This is a genomic window from Micromonospora sp. NPDC023869 (genome assembly GCF_055559695.1).
This window is the reverse complement of sequence record NZ_JBVHKD010000002.1, coordinates 375,287-392,854: the sequence shown is the minus strand read 5'-3', so window position 1 is coordinate 392,854 and position 17,568 is coordinate 375,287. Positions and strand designations below refer to the sequence as shown.

General features: G+C 73.6%; 16 protein-coding genes. 13 read left to right on the top strand and 3 right to left on the bottom strand.

Features of this window, described 5'->3' with window-relative positions; translation table 11 throughout:
* The first annotated feature begins 48 nt into the window (after positions 1–48).
* From ACZ31C_RS07500 to ACZ31C_RS07480, 5 genes are read left to right on the top strand one after another with little or no spacing between them, the layout of a single operon-like run.
* Positions 49–1,080 (top strand): ABC transporter ATP-binding protein, encoded by a 1,032-nt coding sequence (locus ACZ31C_RS07500; protein ID WP_465794604.1) that lies wholly within the window; start codon positions 49–51, stop codon positions 1,078–1,080.
* Positions 1,077–2,084, top strand: coding sequence for an ABC transporter ATP-binding protein (locus ACZ31C_RS07495; protein ID WP_465794603.1), 1,008 nt, complete (start codon positions 1,077–1,079; stop codon positions 2,082–2,084). The genes ACZ31C_RS07500 and ACZ31C_RS07495 overlap by 4 nt, the downstream gene beginning before the upstream one ends.
* A complete protein-coding gene (locus ACZ31C_RS07490) occupies positions 2,081–3,019 on the top strand; it encodes an ABC transporter permease (RefSeq protein WP_465794602.1) in 939 nt (312 codons plus the stop codon). Before ACZ31C_RS07495 ends, ACZ31C_RS07490 begins: the two co-directional genes overlap by 4 nt.
* Positions 3,020–3,033: 14 nt before the next feature.
* Entirely contained in the window at positions 3,034–4,020 is a 987-nt protein-coding gene (locus ACZ31C_RS07485; protein WP_465794601.1) for an ABC transporter permease, read from the top strand.
* A gap of 49 nt (positions 4,021–4,069) precedes the next feature.
* Complete coding sequence (locus ACZ31C_RS07480) at positions 4,070–5,812, top strand: ABC transporter substrate-binding protein (protein WP_465794600.1); 1,743 nt, start codon at positions 4,070–4,072, stop codon at positions 5,810–5,812.
* A gap of 53 nt (positions 5,813–5,865) precedes the next feature.
* Here ACZ31C_RS07480 and ACZ31C_RS07475 read toward each other — a convergent pair whose 3' ends face one another.
* Entirely contained in the window at positions 5,866–8,013 is a 2,148-nt protein-coding gene (locus ACZ31C_RS07475) for a S9 family peptidase (RefSeq protein ID WP_465794599.1), read from the bottom strand.
* 86 nt (positions 8,014–8,099) lie between these two features.
* On the opposite strand from ACZ31C_RS07475, the gene mshB reads away from it, so the two are divergent.
* From mshB to ACZ31C_RS07460, 3 genes are all read left to right on the top strand, one after another.
* Positions 8,100–9,026, top strand: a complete 927-nt coding sequence (gene mshB / locus ACZ31C_RS07470) for an N-acetyl-1-D-myo-inositol-2-amino-2-deoxy-alpha-D-glucopyranoside deacetylase (RefSeq protein WP_465794598.1) — start codon at positions 8,100–8,102, stop codon at positions 9,024–9,026.
* 14 nt (positions 9,027–9,040) lie between these two features.
* On the top strand, positions 9,041–9,478 hold the full coding sequence (locus tag ACZ31C_RS07465) for a hypothetical protein (protein WP_465795006.1): 438 nt from the start codon (positions 9,041–9,043) through the stop codon (positions 9,476–9,478).
* Positions 9,479–9,556: 78 nt separating this feature from the next.
* Positions 9,557–10,021, top strand: coding sequence for a hypothetical protein (locus tag ACZ31C_RS07460; RefSeq protein ID WP_465794597.1), 465 nt, complete (start codon positions 9,557–9,559; stop codon positions 10,019–10,021).
* A 27-nt stretch (positions 10,022–10,048) separates the two neighbouring features.
* Here the strand turns inward: ACZ31C_RS07460 and ACZ31C_RS07455 are convergent, their stop codons facing one another.
* On the bottom strand, positions 10,049–11,023 hold the full coding sequence (locus ACZ31C_RS07455) for a GNAT family N-acetyltransferase (RefSeq protein ID WP_465794596.1): 975 nt from the start codon (positions 11,021–11,023) through the stop codon (positions 10,049–10,051).
* A 79-nt stretch (positions 11,024–11,102) separates the two neighbouring features.
* Between ACZ31C_RS07455 and fdxA the strand changes: the two genes are divergently transcribed.
* The 5 genes from fdxA to ACZ31C_RS07430 all read left to right on the top strand — a co-directional run bounded on the left by fdxA (position 11,103) and on the right by ACZ31C_RS07430 (position 14,885).
* Complete coding sequence (fdxA, locus tag ACZ31C_RS07450) at positions 11,103–11,429, top strand: ferredoxin (RefSeq protein ID WP_007464872.1); 327 nt, start codon at positions 11,103–11,105, stop codon at positions 11,427–11,429.
* Entirely contained in the window at positions 11,426–12,535 is a 1,110-nt protein-coding gene (gene dapC, locus ACZ31C_RS07445) for a succinyldiaminopimelate transaminase (protein ID WP_449945916.1), read from the top strand. The genes fdxA and dapC overlap by 4 nt, the downstream gene beginning before the upstream one ends.
* On the top strand, positions 12,535–13,527 hold the full coding sequence (locus ACZ31C_RS07440; RefSeq protein ID WP_465794595.1) for a prephenate dehydrogenase: 993 nt from the start codon (positions 12,535–12,537) through the stop codon (positions 13,525–13,527). The genes dapC and ACZ31C_RS07440 overlap by 1 nt, the downstream gene beginning before the upstream one ends.
* Positions 13,528–13,593: 66 nt before the next feature.
* Positions 13,594–14,238, top strand: coding sequence for an SIMPL domain-containing protein (locus ACZ31C_RS07435; protein ID WP_396744285.1), 645 nt, complete (start codon positions 13,594–13,596; stop codon positions 14,236–14,238).
* Positions 14,238–14,885 (top strand): nucleoside/nucleotide kinase family protein, encoded by a 648-nt coding sequence (locus ACZ31C_RS07430; protein WP_465794594.1) that lies wholly within the window; start codon positions 14,238–14,240, stop codon positions 14,883–14,885. Before ACZ31C_RS07435 ends, ACZ31C_RS07430 begins: the two co-directional genes overlap by 1 nt.
* Here ACZ31C_RS07430 and ACZ31C_RS07425 read toward each other — a convergent pair.
* A complete protein-coding gene (locus tag ACZ31C_RS07425) occupies positions 14,862–17,489 on the bottom strand; it encodes a hypothetical protein (protein WP_465794593.1) in 2,628 nt (875 codons plus the stop codon). The genes ACZ31C_RS07430 and ACZ31C_RS07425 overlap by 24 nt on opposite strands.
* Between the last annotated feature and the right edge of the window lie 79 nt (positions 17,490–17,568).

Sequence of the window (17,568 nt, the reverse complement as noted above, 5' to 3'; positions counted from 1 at the left end):
CGTACGTCTGCTGTAGTTTCCCTCCGGCGGATGCGGAGGGAGGCGGTCGTGGACCCTTACCTGCGAGTGGACGACCTGCGCGTCAGCTTCACCGCCACGGACGGCGTGGTGCGCGCCGTCGACGGGGTCTCCCTCTCGGTCGCGCGCGGACGCACGCTCGCCGTCGTCGGTGAGTCCGGCGCGGGCAAGAGCGCCGCCGCGCTGGCGGTCCTCGGACTGCACGACCCGCGACGGTCCACCGTCACCGGACGGATCACCGTCGGTGGGCGCCCGCTCGTCGGCCGTCCGGAGACGGAGGTACGCCGGCTGCGCGGCCGGGACATGGCGGTGGTCTTCCAGGACCCGCTCTCCGCACTACATCCCTACCAGCGGGTGGGCCGCCAGATCGCCGAGGCGTACCGGGTGCACCACCCCCGGGCCGGGCGCGCCGAGACGCGGCGGCGGGTGGTGGAGATGCTCGACCGGGTCGGCATCGCGCAACCGGAGCGGCGGTTCGACCAGTACCCGCACGAGTTCTCCGGCGGGATGCGGCAGCGGGCGATGATCGCGATGGCGCTGGTGAACGGGCCCGCCCTGCTCGTCGCCGACGAACCGACAAGCGCGCTGGACGTCACCGTGCAGGCGCAGATCCTGGAGCTGCTGGCCGACCTTCAGGCCGAGTCCGGCATCGCGATCCTTCTGATCACCCATGACCTCGGCATGGTCGCCCAGATCGCCGACGAGGTGCTGGTGATGTATGCCGGCCGCGCCGTCGAGCAGGGCGCCGTCGAGCAGGTGCTGGGCCGGCCGAGGCACCCGTACACCTGGGGGTTGCTCGGCGGCGTGCCGTCGTTGCACGGCGACGCGGACGCGGACCTGGCCCCCGTCCCGGGTCATCCGCCGAGCCTGGTCGACGTGCCGCCCGGCTGTCCCTTCCACCCGCGCTGCGGTTACGCCGCGCGGGTCGGCGAGCGGTGCCGCACCGAGCGGCCCGAGCCACGTCCCGAGGCCGCCGGCCACCGGTCGGCCTGTCACCTGAGCGACGAGGAGCGCGCCCGCCGCCACGCCGAGCACGTCGTCCGGACGGGGCCGATCCGGTGACGCGGGCTGTCGCCGCCGACGACCCGTTACTGCGGGTACGCGGCCTGACCAAGCACTTCCCGGTGCGCGGCGGCCTCCGTCGCGCCGGTGTGGTGCGGGCGGTGGACGGGCTGGACTTCGAGGTACGCCCCGGCGAGACGCTCGGCCTGGTGGGCGAGTCCGGCTCCGGCAAGACGACCACCGGTCGGATGCTGGTGCGGTTGCTGGAGCCGACCGGCGGGCGCATCGAGTTCGCCGGACGGGACATCACCCACGCCTCGCGACGTGATCTGCGTCCGCTGCGCCCCCAACTTCAGATCATCTTCCAGGACCCGTACGCGTCGTTGAACCCCCGTCACCCGGTCGGGCGGATCATCGCGACGCCGTTGCAGGTCAACGGCATCGTTCCGCCGGGCGGGACGGACGCCCGGGTCCGCGAACTGATGGAGTTGGTGGGGCTCGACCCCGCCCACCGCCACCGGTATCCGCACGAGTTCTCCGGCGGCCAGCGGCAGCGGGTCGGCATCGCCCGAGCCCTGGCCACCGCTCCCCGCCTGGTGGTCGCCGACGAGCCGGTCTCGGCGCTGGACGTGTCGATTCAGGCCCAGGTGGTCAACCTGCTCCGGGACCTGCGGCGCGAGCTGGGGCTGGCCTTCGTCCTCATCGCCCACGACCTGGCCGTGGTCCGGCACCTCTGCCAACGGGTCGCGGTGATGTACCTGGGCCGGATCGTCGAGATCGGCGACCGGGACGACGTCTACCGGCGGCCCCGGCACCCGTACACCCGGGCGTTGCTGTCGGCGGCGCTGGGCCCGACCCGTCTCGGCCCGACCCGGCTTGGCCCGGCCGCACGTGTCCGGCTCACCGGTGAGCTGCCCGTACCGCTCGACCCGCCCTCCGGCTGCCGGTTCCGCACCCGCTGCCCCACGGCCCGGGACCGCTGCGCCGTGGAGGACCCGGCCCTGGTCCGGCGCGACGGCGCACCCCAGGCCGTCGCCTGCCACTTCCCGGACCACGCGACATGACCACGGGGATCGTCGGCCGGTCGCCGGGGCGGTTGGCCGCGTGGCGGCTGCGCCGGGACCGCACCGCGCTGGCCAGCGGGGCGCTGCTGGTCCTGTTCGTGCTGGTGGCGCTCGGCGCACCGGCCATCGAGTCGGTCTACGGGATCGGCCCGCGCGACCAGTTCCAGCACAAGCTGGACGGGTACGGGATGCCGCTCGGCTACGCCGGTGGGGTCTCCGGCGACCACTTCTTCGGCCTGGAACCCGGGTTGGGGCGGGACGTCTTCATCCGCCTGGTGTACGGCCTGCGTACCTCGCTGCTCGTCGCCGTCACGGCGGCGACGCTCACCTCCGTGGTCGGCGTGGTGCTCGGCGCGCTCGCCGGATATCTCGGCGGGTGGCCGGACGCGCTCGTCGGGTGGTTCACGGACCTGACGCTGGCGATGCCCTTCCTGGTCGTCGCGCTCGCCCTGGCCCCGACGCTGACGCTGCGGTTCTACGGGCCACGGGAGGCGGTGCCGCCGGCCTTCGGGGTGGCGATGCTGATCGGGATCTTCGCCGCCTTCGGCTGGACCACCACCGCACGACTGGTACGCGGGCAGGTGGTCGCGTTGCGCGAGCGGGAGTTCGTGGCGGCGGCCCGGGCCAGCGGGGCAGGGCTGGGGCACATGCTGTTCCGGCAGTTGCTGCCGAACACCTGGGCGCCGATCCTGGTGTCGTTCTCGCTCGCCGTGCCGCAGTTCGTCACCGGTGAGGCGGCGCTGTCCTTCATCGGGGTGGGACTGACCGAGGAGACGCCGAGCTTCGGTCGGATGATCTACCAGAGCCTGGACTACCTGCAGACCGATCCGGCGTTCGTCTTCTTCCCGGGCGTCACGATCTTCGCGCTCGTACTCGCCTTCAACCTGTTCGGGGACGCGCTGCGTGACGCGCTCGACCCGAGGTCGACGCGGTAGGGGAACTCCTCGCGATGCTGAGATTCCTGGTCGGGCGGGTCCTCTCCGCGGTGCTCACCCTCTTCGCGGTCAGCGTGCTGACGTTCCTGATGTTCTTCGCCCTGCCCCGCGACCCGGTCGCCGGCATGTGCCCGAAGAACTGCGACCCGGAGCGGCTGGAGCGGGTGCGGCAGGAGTGGGGCCTGCGCGACCCGCTGGTCAGCCAGTACGCGGGATACGTGAAGGGCGTCTTCGTCGGTCGCGACCTGGGCGACGCCCAGGGCGGTCGGTGTGACGCACCCTGCCTCGGCTGGTCGTACGTGAACAACGAGGCGGTGACCGACACCATCGCGCGGGTGCTGCCGGTGACGGTGAGCATCGTCGTCCCGGCAGTGGTGCTGTGGCTGCTGCTCGGGGTGGGCCTGGGCATGCTCTCCGCCCTTCGTCGGGGCACCTGGCTGGACCGGGCCGCCGTCGGCTTCGCGCTGGCCGGTGCCTCGACGCAGGTGTACTTCGTCGGCGCGGTGCTGCTGCTGGTCTTCGTCTACACGCTGGGTTGGCTGCCGGTGCCCGGCTACACGTCGCCGTTCGACGATCCGGTGCGCTGGGCCGGTGGGCTGGTGCTCGCCTGGGTGTCGTTGGCCTTCCTGTTCGCCGCGATCTATGCCCGGCTGTTCCGCGCGCAGATGGTGGAGACGTTGGGCGAGGACTTCGTCCGCACCGCGCGGGCCAAGGGACTGAGCCGGACGCGGGTGTACGGGCGGCACGCGTTCCGCGCGGCGATCACCCCGGTGGTGACCGTCGCCGGCCTGGACGTGGGCGCGGCGCTCGGCGGCACGGTGATCACCGAGACGACCTTCGGCATCCACGGGCTCGGCCGGACGGCGGTCGAGGCGGTCCGCGCCGGCGACCTTCCGATGATCATGGCCACCGTGTTGATCTCGGCGGTCTTCGTGGTGCTGGCGAACGTGCTGGTGGACCTGATCTATGCGGCCATCGACCCACGGGTCCGGCTGGGCTGAGCCGTGCACCACCGCCACGCGGACCCGTCCACAACCGAGGAGGTAGCAGATGAGAGCACGTACGGCGGTCGCGGCGGTCGGCGCGATCGCACTGGTGGTGACGCTGGCCGCGTGCACCGAGAACACCGGCGGCGGCCCGTCGGTGGACACCGGGCGGCAGCACACCGGGATCATCGCCACGAATCCGGCGGACTCGACCGGGCCCGCCCCGGCGGTCCAGGGCGCGCAACGCGGGGGGACCTTCACCGTCATCCGGGAGACCCCGATCTCCCACCTGGACCCGCAGCGGACGTACTCGTTCGCCGGCCTGATGGCCGCACCCCTGTTCGCGCGTTCGTTGACCACCTGGAAGGACGACGGCCAGGGCAACCTCGTCCTGGTCGGTGACCTCGCCGAGACGCCGGGCCGCGACGTAGACGGCGACTGCACGGTGTGGGAGTTCACCGTCAAGGACGGGGTCAGGTTCGAGGACGGGCGAACGATCACCGCGAAGGAGATCGGGTACGGCATCGCCCGCTCGTTCGACCCGGCCCTCACCGGCGGCCCCACCTACCTCCAGGAGTGGCTGGCCGACACGCCGCAGTACGACACCAGGTGGCGCTTCGAGCCCGGCCGGTACGCGTTGCCGCCGGGCCTGACCACGCCGGACGAGAGGACGCTGCGGTTCGAGTTCGCCAAAGCGCGCTGTGACCTGCCGTACGCGGTGTCGTTGCCGAGCAGCGCCCCGCTGCCGCCGGACCGGGACACCGGGATCCACCTCGGCGCCGCACCGTTCTCGTCCGGGCCGTACAGGGTGACCCGCTTCCGGGCCGGCGTCGAAATTGTGATGGAGCGCAACCCGCACTGGGACCCGGCCACCGACCCGGTACGCCACCAGTACCCGGACCGGTTCGTCTGGACCTTCGGCCCGTCCCCGGACGCGGCGACCAACCGGGTGATCGCCGACAACGGCGCCGACCGCAGCGCGCTGTCCTGGAACTACGTGCCGCCCTCGCTGGTGTCCCGGGTGGCCGGTGACGCCGCGCTGCGGTCCCGGACCCTGTTGTCCCCGACGCCCAGCGCCAACCAGTTGGTCATCAACAACCAGCGGGTCACCGACCTGCGGGTCCGTCAGGCGCTCAACTACGCCGTCGACCGCGAGGGCGTGGTGAAGGTGCTCGGCGGGGCGCACGTGGCGTCGCCGGCCACCACGTTGATGCCGCCGGCCACCATCGGCCACCGGCGGTACGACGCCTATCCGGGTGGACCCACCGGTGACCCGGACAAGGCACGGGAACTGCTCGCCGGGCAGAGCCCGGAACTGGTCCTCGGTGTCGCCGACAGTGCCCAGGAACAGCAGGTGGCGACGCAGCTCAAGGGCAACCTGGAACGCGCCGGGTTCCGGATCGTCATCCGCACCATCCCGGACGACGCCAAGCTCGACGAGATCAAGAAGCGGGACAACCCCTGGGACCTGTACCTGGGCTCGTGGGCGGCGGACTGGCCCAGTGGCGCGTCGATCCTGCCGGTGCTCTACGACGGCCGCAGCATTCGGGCGGCCGGCAACAGCAACCAGTCGTACTTCCACCATCCCGCGATCAACGCCGAGTTCGACCGAATCCTCGCGCTGCCCCCGCCCGCGCAGGGGCCCGAGTGGGCGAAGCTCGACGAGCGGATCATGCGGGAGCACGCGCCGGTGGTGCCGCTCTACGTCGACGTGGCGTACCTGGTGCACGGCTCGAAGGTGGGCGGCGTCTTCGTCTCCAGCGTGTTCGGGTACCCCTCGTTCGTCACCGCCCACGTCAAGCCCTGACGTGTGAGGACGGGTCCCCTGCTATGCACGAGGCGTTAGCAGGGGACCCGTCCTTACACCGACAGGTGCGTGCGGAGGAAGTCGAGTTCCAGGCGCAGGAGGCGTTCGGCGAGTCCACCGGCGGCCATGTGCGTCGCCCCGGTCAGCGGCAGCACCGAGTGCGGTCGGCCGGCGGCCAGCAGCGCGGCCGAGAACCGCAGCGTGTGCGCGGCCACCACGTTGTCGTCCACCATGCCGTGCACCAGCAGCAGCGGCCGGGCCTGCGCCGGGTCGGTGGGCGGCTCGGCGGCCGCCTCCACCAGCGAGTGGTGGGCGTACACGTCCGGGCCGTCGTCGGGCAGGCCGAGATAGCGCTCGGTGTACGCGGTGTCGTAGAGGGCCCAGTCGGTCACCGGCGCCCCGGCGATCCCGCACCGGAACAGCTCCGGGTGACGCAGCACCGCCAACCCGGCCAGCCAACCGCCGAACGACCAGCCGCGCACCCCGACCCGGGACAGGTCCAGGTCCGGGTGCTTGTCGGCGAGCGCGGTCAACGCCTCCACCTGGTCGAGCAGGATCACGTCGGCGACCCGCCGGTGGATGGCCTTCTCGAACGACGGCGCGATGCCGGGCGTGCCCCGGTTGTCGACCACCACCACCGCGAAGCCGGCGTCGGCCCACCACTGCCGTTCCAGCCAGGCCGCGCGGGCGGCGACCACCTCCTGGTGCCCCGGCCCGCCGTACACGTCCAGCAGCACCGGCAGCCGTCGGCCGGTGACGTGGTTGTCCGGATAGAGCACGGCCGACGGCAGGTGCCGGTCGGTGACCCGTTCCAGCAGCGGCAGCGGGGAGTAGCGGGGGGTGGCCGCCAACGACCGGAGCACGGCCACCTCGCGGTCGCCCTGCCGGACCGTCCACCGCACGCCCGCGTGGTCGAGCGAGGCGACGCCGACGACCAGCACGTCCCCGCCGACCGCGCCGTGGTGCCAACCCGCGTCGCTGGTCAGTCGACGGGCGTCGACCCCGCCGCCGATGCTGGTGCGGACCCGGAACAGGTGCTGCTCGCTCGGCTCGCCGTCGCTCGCCTCGACCAGCAGGTCCGCCGGTCCGGTGCCGGTGGCCAGCCGACCCACCACCCGGCGGACGTAGAGCGAGGGCGGGGTGAGCAGCGTGCCGTCGGCGAAGAGACACCGTGCGTCGTACCCGTCGTGGGCGAGTTCGCCGCCGACCAGCACCCGCCCGTCCGGCAGGTGCGCGGGCGTACCGGCGATCGGCTCCACCCAGCGCGGGTCGGCCAGTTCGGCGTGCACCTGGGTCTCGCCGGTGCGCGGGTCGACGGCGAGCACCAGCCCGTGCTGCTGCGCGCGGCGCAGCACGGTGATCAGCGGAGCGCCCTCGGCCCAGTGCACCGCGGTCAGGTACGGGTAGGTCTCCCGGTCCCAGTGCACGTCCACCCAGCCGCCGTCCAGGTCGAGCAGGTGCAGACTGACCTCGGCGTTGGGTCCACCGGCCACCGGGTACGCGACGCTGACCGGCGGGCTCGCCGGCTGCGCCGGGTCGTGTAGGTGCCAGCGGGGCAGCCGGGACTCGTCGACCCGGGCGGCCAGCACCGAGCGGCCGTCCGGTGCCCACCAGTAGCCCCGGTGCCGGTCGAACTCCTCCGCCGCGATGTGCTCGGCCAGCCCCCACAGCACCCCGGAGTCCTCGCCGGCCAGGATCGTGTCGGTGCCGTCGATGTCGACGACCCGCAGTTCGCCCCGGCGCACCCACTCGGCGGCGTCGGTGACGTACGCGAGGCGTTGGCCGCTCGGGTCCGGCCGGGGGTCGAGGACCGGGCCGGCGGCCGGGACCTCGATCACGTCGCCGTGCACCAGGTCGGCCCGGAACAGTCGACCGGCCAGCGCGAAGACCGCCACCCGGCCGGCGGCGTCCAGGGCGTACGCGCCGATGCCGGCGGCGGAGAGCCGCAGCCGTTCCCGTCGGGCCCGTTCGCCGGGGCTCAGCGCGGCCGGGTCGGCATCCTCGCCGAGCAGCGTGGCCGGGTCGGCGACCAGCCGTTCCTCGCCGCTCGCCACGTCCAGTTGCCAGAGCGCGTCGGCCGGGTCCTCCGGTCCCGCGGAACGCAGGAAGACCACCCGGGCCCCGTCGTCGGCCACGGAGACGGCGCGTGGCGCCCCGTGGCTGAACCGGCGGGTGCGGGCGGCCAGCTCGGGAAAGTCCACAGGCCAGATCGTATGCGGCGGCCGAGCGTGATGTGCCGGACCCGAGCGGACGCGTCAGGACTGATCGGGGAGAACCGCCGGTTAGAGTGACCCTCGTGACGACGCTGCCCGACCGCCGCCTGTTGCTGGTCCACGCGCACCCCGACGACGAGTCCATCGGCACCGGTTCGACCATGGCGCACTACGCCGCCACCGGCGCCCACGTCACCCTGGTCACCTGCACACTCGGCGAGGAGGGTGAGATCCACGTGCCGGAGCTGGTCGGCCTCGCCGCCGCCGAGGCCGACCAGCTCGGCGGGTACCGGATCGCCGAGCTGGCCGCCGCCTGCGCCGAGCTCGGCGTGGCCGACCACCGTTTCCTCGGTGGCGCCGGACGCTACCGCGACTCGGGCATGATGGGCCTTTCCACCAACGACCACCCGCGCGCCTTCTGGCGGGCCGACCTGGACGAGGCCGCCGGCCACCTGCTGGAGGTGGTCCGGGAGGTACGCCCGCAGGTGGTGATCACGTACGACGAGAACGGCTTCTACGGTCACCCCGACCACATCCAGGCGCACCGGGTGGCGATGCGCGCCGTCGAGCTGGCCGCCGCCGAGGGGATCGCCCCGGCGAAGGTCTACTGGACGGCGATGCCGCAGAGCGTCCTGGAGGCCGGGATGACGCACTTCGAGGAGTCGTCGGACAACCCGTTCGCCGGCATCGAGAACGCCACCGACCTGCCCTTCTGCACGCCGGACAAGGACATCGCGGCGCGGATCGACGCGACCGAGCAACACGCCGCGAAGGAGGCGGCGATGCGGGCGCACGCCACCCAGATCCCGGCCACCTCCTGGCTCTACTCGATCGCCGGCAACTTCGGCGCCGAGTTCATGGGCGTGGAGTACTTCACCCTCGCGGTGGGGGCCAAGGGGGCGGGCAGCGGCCCGTACGGCTGGGAGTCGGACCTGTTCGCCGGGCTGGAGACCGCCGACGACCCGGATCGCACACCGGTCGGTACGGCCGGTCTCCGGTGACCGTACCCGCCGCGATGTCGGTCGCCCCGCCCGAACAGCAGTCGCCACCGCCCGCACGGGCCTGGCGGCGGCCGGTCGACATCGGCCTGCGGGCGCTCGGCGGGCTGGTCGCCCTGGCCGCCGGCGCGGTGACGGCGGTGCTGGAACTGCTGCTCGCCCCGCTGCGGGTCGGCGGGCACCTGGTCGGGTCGGCGGTGCTGGTGGCCGTGCTCGCGAACATCGCGCTGAGCTGGTTCGCCATGGAGACGGTGGGGTCCCGGTGGGCGGTGCTGCTGCCGGCGCTGCCGTGGGTCGTGATCATGGTGGCCGCCGCCGACCGGACCACCGAGGGCGACGTGCTGCTGGTCGGCAACTGGGTGGGGCTCATCCTGGTGGTGGCCGGGTCGATGACCTTCGCGGTGATGGCGTTCCGGTCCATCCTCGCGCCGACCCCGCCGTCCAGGCGGTACTGACGCCACCCCACCCCGGGTGATAGACATTCCTGCCAGGAGGCCCGCCACCGGGGCGGGCGGTACGGCGGGAGGCGTGCGATGGGGCAGCGGTGGCGCGCGATCGGAGTGCTCGCGATCGCGTTGTTCGCGGTCAACGTGGTCGCCCGACTGGTGATCCGGTTCGGCTTCGACGGCGACGAGGCCGCCGCCGACCGGGTGACCCTCGGGATGTTCGCGGTGATCGGGTTGATCCTGGCCGGGGTCGCCTACTCCTGGGGACGGTCGCGTCCGGTGGCCCAGTGGGGCGCCGAGGTGGCCGGTGCGATCGGCATCGCGCTCGCGCTGACCATGTTCGTCGGACCGCTGCTGGTCGGCCGCAGCCCGTTCGCCGACGGCAGCGCCACCTTCTTCTGGCAGGTCGTGCTCTACCTCGTCGCGACCACCGTCGGCACGATCCTGGGCTACCTGCTGCTCACCACGCTCGGCCGCGACCACCGGTCGCAGAGCCTCCAGGAGTACGCCGAGAGCGGCACCGGCAAGCCGCGCCGCACCGTTCGTCGCTGACCGGTTCGCCCGGCCCGGGTCGCGCCGTCAGCTCGGTGCGACCCGGCTCCGGTAGGTGTGGTGCGTGGTGAAGCCCAGCGTGCGATAGAGCGTCACGGCAGCCGCGTTGCGCTGCTCGACCTGGAGGAACACGTCGGTGGCGCCGGCCGTGCCGGCCCACTCGGCGAGCGCGCCGATCACGGCGACGGCCACCCCTCGACGGCGGGCCTCGGGCAGCACCTCGATCAGGGACAGTCCGAGCCAGCGGCCCGCGCCGGTGACCGTGCCCCGGCCGACCCCGACCAGCGTGTCCCCGTCGTACGCGTGCGCGAAGCGGACCTGTCGCACGGCGGTGAGCACGTGCCGGGCGGCGTCGGGCAGCCCGCCCTTGCGGCCGGCGGCCACCGTGAGCCAGTCGTCCGATGGCGCGGCGGTCAGCTCGACGGCGGGCGCGGTGGCCGTGGCGGCGCGGGCCACCCGGCCGCCGGGTGCGGTGAGGTCGACCAGCGGCACGGTCTGCACCAGCACCAGCGGGCGACTCTCCCAGCCGCGCAGGTCGAGTTCGGCGCCGACCGGCGCGGCCAGCGGCAGCGGCGTGTTGACGATCGCCGGTCGGCCCCGTTCGGCGTACCAGCGTTCGACCGCGTCCAGCGCGGCCGGCAGCGGCCGGTCCGGGTCGCCGACCGGCAGCGCGGAGTTGGCCCGGCCGGTCCAGCCGTCGGCGGAGCGCAGCAGCCAGTCGCCGAGCCGGCCGCGCACGGGCGCCGGCCACGCCTCGTCGGCCGCGAGTTCCAGCTCGATCACGGCGTCGGCGGTGGGTCGGCGGGTCGGCGGCACCCGCTTGGCGCGGTGCACCTCGGCGATCGGCACGCGCAGCCGCCCCTGCCGGGTGGTCATCTCCAGGTGGGTCTCGGTCAGCTCGACCAGCTCGCCGAGGGCGTCGGAGAACACCGGCCGACCGGCGCGGGACCCCACGATTCGCCGGACCACGATCCGGTGTCCCACATCCTGCTCTCGGAGCACGATCGACCTCCTCCCCGGCGAGATACTAGGCTCTTACCGTCGCGGGTGATCGCGACGAGTCTTGCGGAGGAGAAGACCGGTGACCTACATCATCGCCGAGCCGTGCGTGGATGTGCTCGACAAGGCATGCATCGAGGAATGCCCGGTCGACTGCATTTACGAGGGCAACCGGATGCTCTACATCCACCCCGACGAGTGCGTCGACTGTGGTGCCTGTGAGCCGGTGTGCCCGGTCGAAGCGATCTTCTACGAGGACGACGTCCCCGAGCAGTGGAAGGACTACACCGGCGCCAACTACGAGTTCTTCGAGGACCTGGGCTCGCCCGGGGGTGCCTCCAAGATCGGCAAGGTGGAGAAGGACGCGACCTTCGTCGCCGCGCAGCCGCCGCGCGGCGAGGGGCACTGAACGCCCCCGCGCCGGTCTCGTCGCGGCTGCCCGAGTTCACCTGGGACACGCTGGACGCCGCGGCGACCCTGGCTGCGGCGCATCCGGACGGCCTGATCAACCTCTCCATGGGTACGCCGGTCGATCCGGTGCCCGAGGTGATCCGGCGTGCCCTGGCCGACGCGTCGGACGCACCGGGGTATCCGCTCACCGCCGGTACCCCGGACCTGCGTGCGGCGATCACGGCCTGGGTGGCCCGGTCCTGCGGGGCCGGCGTCGACGGGCTCGGGGTGCTGCCGACGATCGGGTCGAAGGAGCTGGTCGCCTGGTTGCCGACCCTGCTGGGGGTCGGGCCGGGTGACGTCGTGGTGGTGCCGTCGGTGGCCTATCCCACCTACGAGGACGGGGCCCGCCTGGCCGGGGCCACCACGGTCCGCGCCGATTCGCTGACCGCGGTCGGTCCGACCTCCCGGGTACGCCTGGTCTGGGTCAACTCGCCGGGCAACCCGACCGGCCGGGTGCTGCCCGCCGCCCACCTGCGCAAGGTGGTGGACTGGGCACGGGAACGTGGCGCGGTGGTCGCCAGCGACGAGTGCTACCTGCCGCTGGGCTGGGAGGCCGAGCCGGTCTCGGTGCTCTCGCCGGAGGTCTGCGGCGGCTCGTACGACTCGGTGCTGGCCGTGCACTCGCTCTCCAAGCGGTCCAACCTCGCCGGATACCGGGCGGGTTTCGTGGCCGGTGACCCCGCCCTGGTGGCCGAGCTGCTCAAGATCCGTAAGCACGCGGGGATGATCGTGCCCAAACCGGTGCAGGCGGCGATGGTGGCCGCGCTGCACGACGAGGAGCACGCCACCGCTCAGCGGGAGCGGTACCGGGCACGCCGCGAGGCCCTGCGGGCCGCGTTCACCGGGGCCGGGTTCACCGTCACGCACTCCGAGGCGGGGCTCTATCTCTGGCTGACCCGGGGCGAGGACTGCTGGGACACGGTCGACTGGTTGGCCCGGCGCGGCATCCTGGTCGCCGCCGGTGTCTTCTACGGGCCCACCGCCGGGCAGTACGTCCGGGTGGCGCTGACCGAGTCCGACGAGCGGGTCGCCGCCGTCGCCGCCCGCCTCGCCGGACCCTGATGCGCGCGGCGGTGGTCGGCACCGGCCTGATCGGCGGTTCGGTGCTGCTCCGGCTGCACGCCGCCGGGCTGGACGTGACGGGCTGGGACCCGGACGACGCGACCCGCCGCCAGGCCCGGCTGGCCGGCGTACCCACCGCCGACCGGTTGGCCGACGCGGTGGCCGACCGGGACGTGGTGTTCCTCGGTGGGCCGTTGCCAACCCTGCCGGCGACCCTGGTCGAGGTGGCCGCGGCGACCGAGCCGGGCTGCCTGCTCACCGACGTGGGCAGCACCAAGGCCGAGCTGGCCGCCTTCGCCGCGACCCGGGGTCTGACCCACCGCTTCGTGCCCGGTCATCCGATGGCCGGCACCGACCGGGCCGGCCTCGGCGCGGCCCGGCCGGAGCTGTTCGCGGGTGCCGCCTGGGTGCTCTGTCCCGCGCCGGACGGGCTGGTCGCGTTCCGTCGGCTGGCCGCTCTGGTGACCGAGGTGATCGGGGCCCGGGTGGTGCCGATGGCGGCGGACCGGCACGACGCCGTGGTCGCGCTCTCCTCGCACGTGCCGCACCTGCTCGCCGGTGCCCTGGCCGGAACCGCCCAGCGCTCGCCGCTGCGCGACGCCGTGCTCACCCTGGCCGCCGGCAGCTTCCGGGACGGCACCCGGGTCGCCGGCACCCCGGCCCCGCGCACCGCGAACATGCTGCGCGGCAACCGCGACCAGGTGCTGGCCGCCCTGACCGAGGTGACCGCATACCTCGACGAGTTGACCGAGGCGCTGCGGGCCGGTGACGGCGACACGCTCACCGCCCGCTACGCCGAGGCGGGCGACGCCCGGGTCGCGCTCGCCGGTCGGCCCTACCAGCCGACGGTCCGTCCGTTCCCGGTCGACGGTGCGGCGGCCGACGAGGTCGCCTGGCTGACCGGGCTGGGTGCGGCGGGCGGTCACCTCAGCGGGTGCCGGGTCGCCGACGAGGTGGTCTCCTACACTGCCCAGCTCCCGCAGGCCGGCTGAGGCGTCGAGTCGTCGACCGGTACGCATCGGTGGGCGCGGTACCGGAGCCGCCGCTAGGGTGAGGGCATGGTGGACGGACCGGTGGTGACCGTACGCGGTGAGGCGTACCGGGAAGTCGCTCCGGAGGAGGCCCGGTTCACGGTGACCGCGCTCGCGCGCGACCGGGAGCGCGAGCCCACGCTGACCCGGCTGGCCGAGCGGGCCGCCGCGATCCGGGTGCTGCTCGACTCGTACGGCCCGACTGTCGACCGCCGGGAGACCGGCGACCTGCGGGTGCGGCCCGAGACGCGGCGCTCCGGCGAGCGGGTGGTGGCCTGGCACGGCTCGGTGGTGACCACGGTGACGGTCAGCGACTTCACCGCGCTCGGCGAACTGATGCTGCGCCTGGCCGACCAGGACCAGGTGGCGGTCGCCGGGCCCTGGTGGTCGTTGCGCCCGGACAGCCCGGCCTTCCGGGAGGCGCGGCATGCCGCGATCGCCGATGCCCTGCTGCGCGCCCGCGAGTACGCCGAGGCGCTCCAGGCTCAGGTCACCGACCTGATCGAGCTCGCCGACGAGGGCGGCGGACAGCCGATGATGGCCCGGATGGCGTTCGACGCCGGTGGGGTCGAGTCGACCACCCCGCCGGAGCTGGAGTTGGACCCGCAACCACAGTCGGTGCACGCGGCGGTGCGGGCTCGGTTCGCGATCAGCCGACCGGTCCTGTCCTGATGACCGAGGCCCGGGTGCTGCCCGTCGACGAGCTGCTGCGGCGGGCCCGCGCCCTGGCCGACGCGGGCCCCCGGCAACTGCTCGGCATCACCGGCGCACCCGGTGCGGGCAAGTCCACGCTCGCCGCCGAGGTGGTCGCGGCGGTCGGCCCGACCGCGCGGCTGGTGCCGATGGACGGTTTCCATCTGGCCCAGGCCGAGCTGCACCGGCTGGGCCGCGCCGCCCGCAAGGGGTCGATCGACACGTTCGACGCCAACGGGTACGTCTCGCTGATGCGCCGCCTGCGACGCAAGGAGCCGACGTCGGTCTGGGCGCCGGAGTTCCGCCGGGAACTGGAGGAACCGATCGCGGGTGCGATCGAGGTGCCGCCGGAGGTCCGACTGGTGGTGACCGAGGGCAACTACCTGCTCGTGCCGGACTGGCCGTGGGACGAGATGCGGGCGTTGCTGCACGAGGCGTGGTTCCTGGATCTCGACGGCGACCTGCGACGGCGTCGGCTCGTCGCGCGGCACGTCGCGTACGGCCGGTCGGCCGAGGAGGCGCGCGCCTGGGCGCTGGGCAGCGACGAGGTTAACGCGGCGCTGGTGTCCGAGACCGCTTCCCGGGCCGACCTGGTGGTCCGGCTAGCCGACCCCCCGCCGGGGTGACGGCACGGAGCGACGCAGCATCCACGCCACCCGGGACCGTTCCCGCTGGAACTCGGCCGCCTCCGGGTAGCCGCTGTGGCTGCGGATCGGCGGGTCGGCGACTTCGCCGTCGCTCGGGTGCAGGGCCTCCGGGTCGGTGACCGCGATGTCGCGTTCCCCGGCGGTGACCGGCCAGCCGAGCGGGTCGGTGTCCCGCCAGAAGTTCGTCCACCGGGTCCCGGCCGAGGAGCGGGTCAGTGCCCGGGTCAGCACCGGCAGCCGGTCCGGCCCGAAGTACGCCGGGAAGATCCGGCCGTAGAGCCGGGTGAGCTGGCACCCGTAGGAGAAGAACCAGATCCGTTGCCGCCAGCGCTGCGGTAGCTGGAGGATGACGGCGGTGCAGATGACGGTGCCCTGGCTGTGTCCGGAGAGGATGATGCCGTCCACCCGGCGGGTGTCGTGTTCGGTCAGGGCGAGTAGCCCGGCGGTGCGGGTGAGCAGTTCCGGTACGGCCCGTTCGGCGTAGCTCGGTGGGGCGAGCGGATGGGCGGCGCGCGGCCAGAACGTGCCGACGTCCCAGACCACGCCGACCGACCGCCGGACGGTGTCGTTGCGGTAGACCAGCAGACCGACCGCGGCGATCGCCAGTGGCAGCCAGCCGAGCAGCCGGTCACCGACGTCGGCGACGACCGCGATGACGGTGCCGGTGGTGCCCGAGGTGAGGTCGTGCGGGCGGGCGGGGGAGAGGACGATCATGCAACCGAGCGCGGCCAGTGTCCCGGCGGTGCCCGCGTACCAGCCGACCAGGCGCAGCGCGTGCTCGCCGACCAGACGGTGCAGGGCCTGGTGGGTGCTCACGTCCCGGGCGCGGCGCAGGTCGTGCGCGGAGAGGCCGCCGCGTGCCCGCAGTTCGGCGTACTCCTGTCGGCGCAGTCGGCGGAACAGCACGGCGGCCCGGATCGCGACCAGGGCGAGCAGCAGCAGGGCCATGCCGAAGACCAGACCGGACCAGGTCACCGGGGTGGGCGGCACCACCGGCGGACGCCCGCTGACGGTGGCGTCGCGGTTCAGCAGGTCGCTGACCCAGTAGAGCAGGCCGGTGCTGTACGCGAGGCAGAGCAGCCACCCGAATCCGGCGATCACGGCCGGACCCCGCCCACGCCAGGCCAGGTCGGTGTAGGGCCCGAGGGGCTGCGTCACGTCGCTGGGGCGGGTACGCGGTAGCAGCAGGCCGCCTGCGGCGAGGAGCAGCAGTACCGGGACGACCTGCCACACCGCGAGGGGTGCCGGCGGCAGGAACGGCAGCCAGCCGTGGCACCAGGCGGCGCCGACGGTGATCAGCACCGTGGCGGCGGCCGGTGCGGCGCCACCGCGCCGGCCGGAGCGGGCGGTCCCGCCGATGGCGATGAGGAGCAGCAGTTGGCCGGTGCCGAGCCAGGCGAGGACCCGGTCGAAGCCGGGAAGGGAGCGGTCCTCCTGGCAGCCCGGAAGTGACGACACGTCGCCGCAGCCGGCGGGTGGGCGGAGGGTGGCGAACTGCGCCGCGCCGCCCGCGCTGTCCGGCAGCATCAGCACCAGGACGGTGCCGACCAGCCCGAGGCCGGTGAGGACGATGACGGTGACGCTCCACGGGCCGAGTGGGCTCGCCCCGTCACGTCGGGTGAGGAACGGCCGGCCGATGGCCACCACCGTGATCACGAGGACCGCGACGATCAGCGCCACGGTGGGCCAGGCGATGGCCGCCCGGGCTCCGTGCGGTGGGTGGAGCGCGAGGGTGGTGCCGAGCGGTACGGCGGCGGCGGCCACCGTGCCGGTGCACAGGTGCAGGACCGCTGCGCGGCGGAGCTGTCCCTCGCCCCACCAGAAGGTCGGATCTTCGAGTGGGTTGGCGAGCGGGCCCCGGGGTGGCTCGGGTGGCGACGGCGGCTCCTGTTCCGGCTGGCCCTCGGGCAGGTCGGCGTCGGCCTCGCCGGGTGCCTGGCGGACCGGCGGGTCGGTCGGGTCGGCGGGCATCACCGCCTCGTACTGGTAGGTCCGCCAGGCGACCAGGCCGAGCACCACGATCAGGGCGAGCGGCACGAGTAGTCCGACCGCGAGCGCCCGGCTGCCCCGCTGCCACCAGGGGTCGGCGAGGAACTGCCAGGGCCCCGGGATCCGGTTCAGGCAGCTCTCGTCGACGCACTGCCAGCCGATCAGGTCGACGCCGACTCCGGTCAGCGCCAACACGGGCGTGGCGGTCAGCGTCAGGCAGAACAGCCGGATCAGCCAGGCGGTGATCCCGGACCGGCTGGCGAATCGTTCGCTGGTCGGGTCGGCGGGAATGCCAGGCCGGGCGTGCAGCGCCACGTTGGCCAGGGTGAAGGGCAGCAGCAGCGTCCACAGCGCCCGTTCCACGTCGCGGGCGGTCCGCGCGCCCGAGGTCAACTGCCCCCAGCTGTACGCCTCGACCACGATCGGGTCGCCCGTCGAGGTGCCGGGGGAGCGGTAGAAGCCGGTGACCGGCCCACCGGCGACCAGTCGCGGCGGAACGGGTTCGGTGCCCGGCTCGGTCGGCACGCCCAGGGTCTCGGCCGGCGGCGTGTTCGACACGCCGTGTACGCGCAGTTCGAGGATCCGACCGCTCATGGCACGCCTCCCGGTGACGACTCTGTAACCCAGAGTGCCTGAACCGTGGAGGGAGTGCCATCCACCGCGAGGATGTTTC

Coding starts and splice junctions, on each gene's coding strand:
- ACZ31C_RS07435 (WP_396744285.1), top strand. CDS start 13,594: ATGGTGGACGGACCGGTGGTGACCGTACGCGGTGAGGCGTACCGGGAA.
- ACZ31C_RS07430 (WP_465794594.1), top strand. CDS start 14,238: ATGACCGAGGCCCGGGTGCTGCCCGTCGACGAGCTGCTGCGGCGGGCC.
- ACZ31C_RS07460 (WP_465794597.1), top strand. CDS start 9,557: ATGGGGCAGCGGTGGCGCGCGATCGGAGTGCTCGCGATCGCGTTGTTC.
- ACZ31C_RS07465 (WP_465795006.1), top strand. CDS start 9,041: ATGTCGGTCGCCCCGCCCGAACAGCAGTCGCCACCGCCCGCACGGGCC.
- ACZ31C_RS07490 (WP_465794602.1), top strand. CDS start 2,081: ATGACCACGGGGATCGTCGGCCGGTCGCCGGGGCGGTTGGCCGCGTGG.
- ACZ31C_RS07440 (WP_465794595.1), top strand. CDS start 12,535: ATGCGCGCGGCGGTGGTCGGCACCGGCCTGATCGGCGGTTCGGTGCTG.
- ACZ31C_RS07480 (WP_465794600.1), top strand. CDS start 4,070: ATGAGAGCACGTACGGCGGTCGCGGCGGTCGGCGCGATCGCACTGGTG.
- ACZ31C_RS07425 (WP_465794593.1), bottom strand. CDS start 17,489: ATGAGCGGTCGGATCCTCGAACTGCGCGTACACGGCGTGTCGAACACG.
- ACZ31C_RS07485 (WP_465794601.1), top strand. CDS start 3,034: ATGCTGAGATTCCTGGTCGGGCGGGTCCTCTCCGCGGTGCTCACCCTC.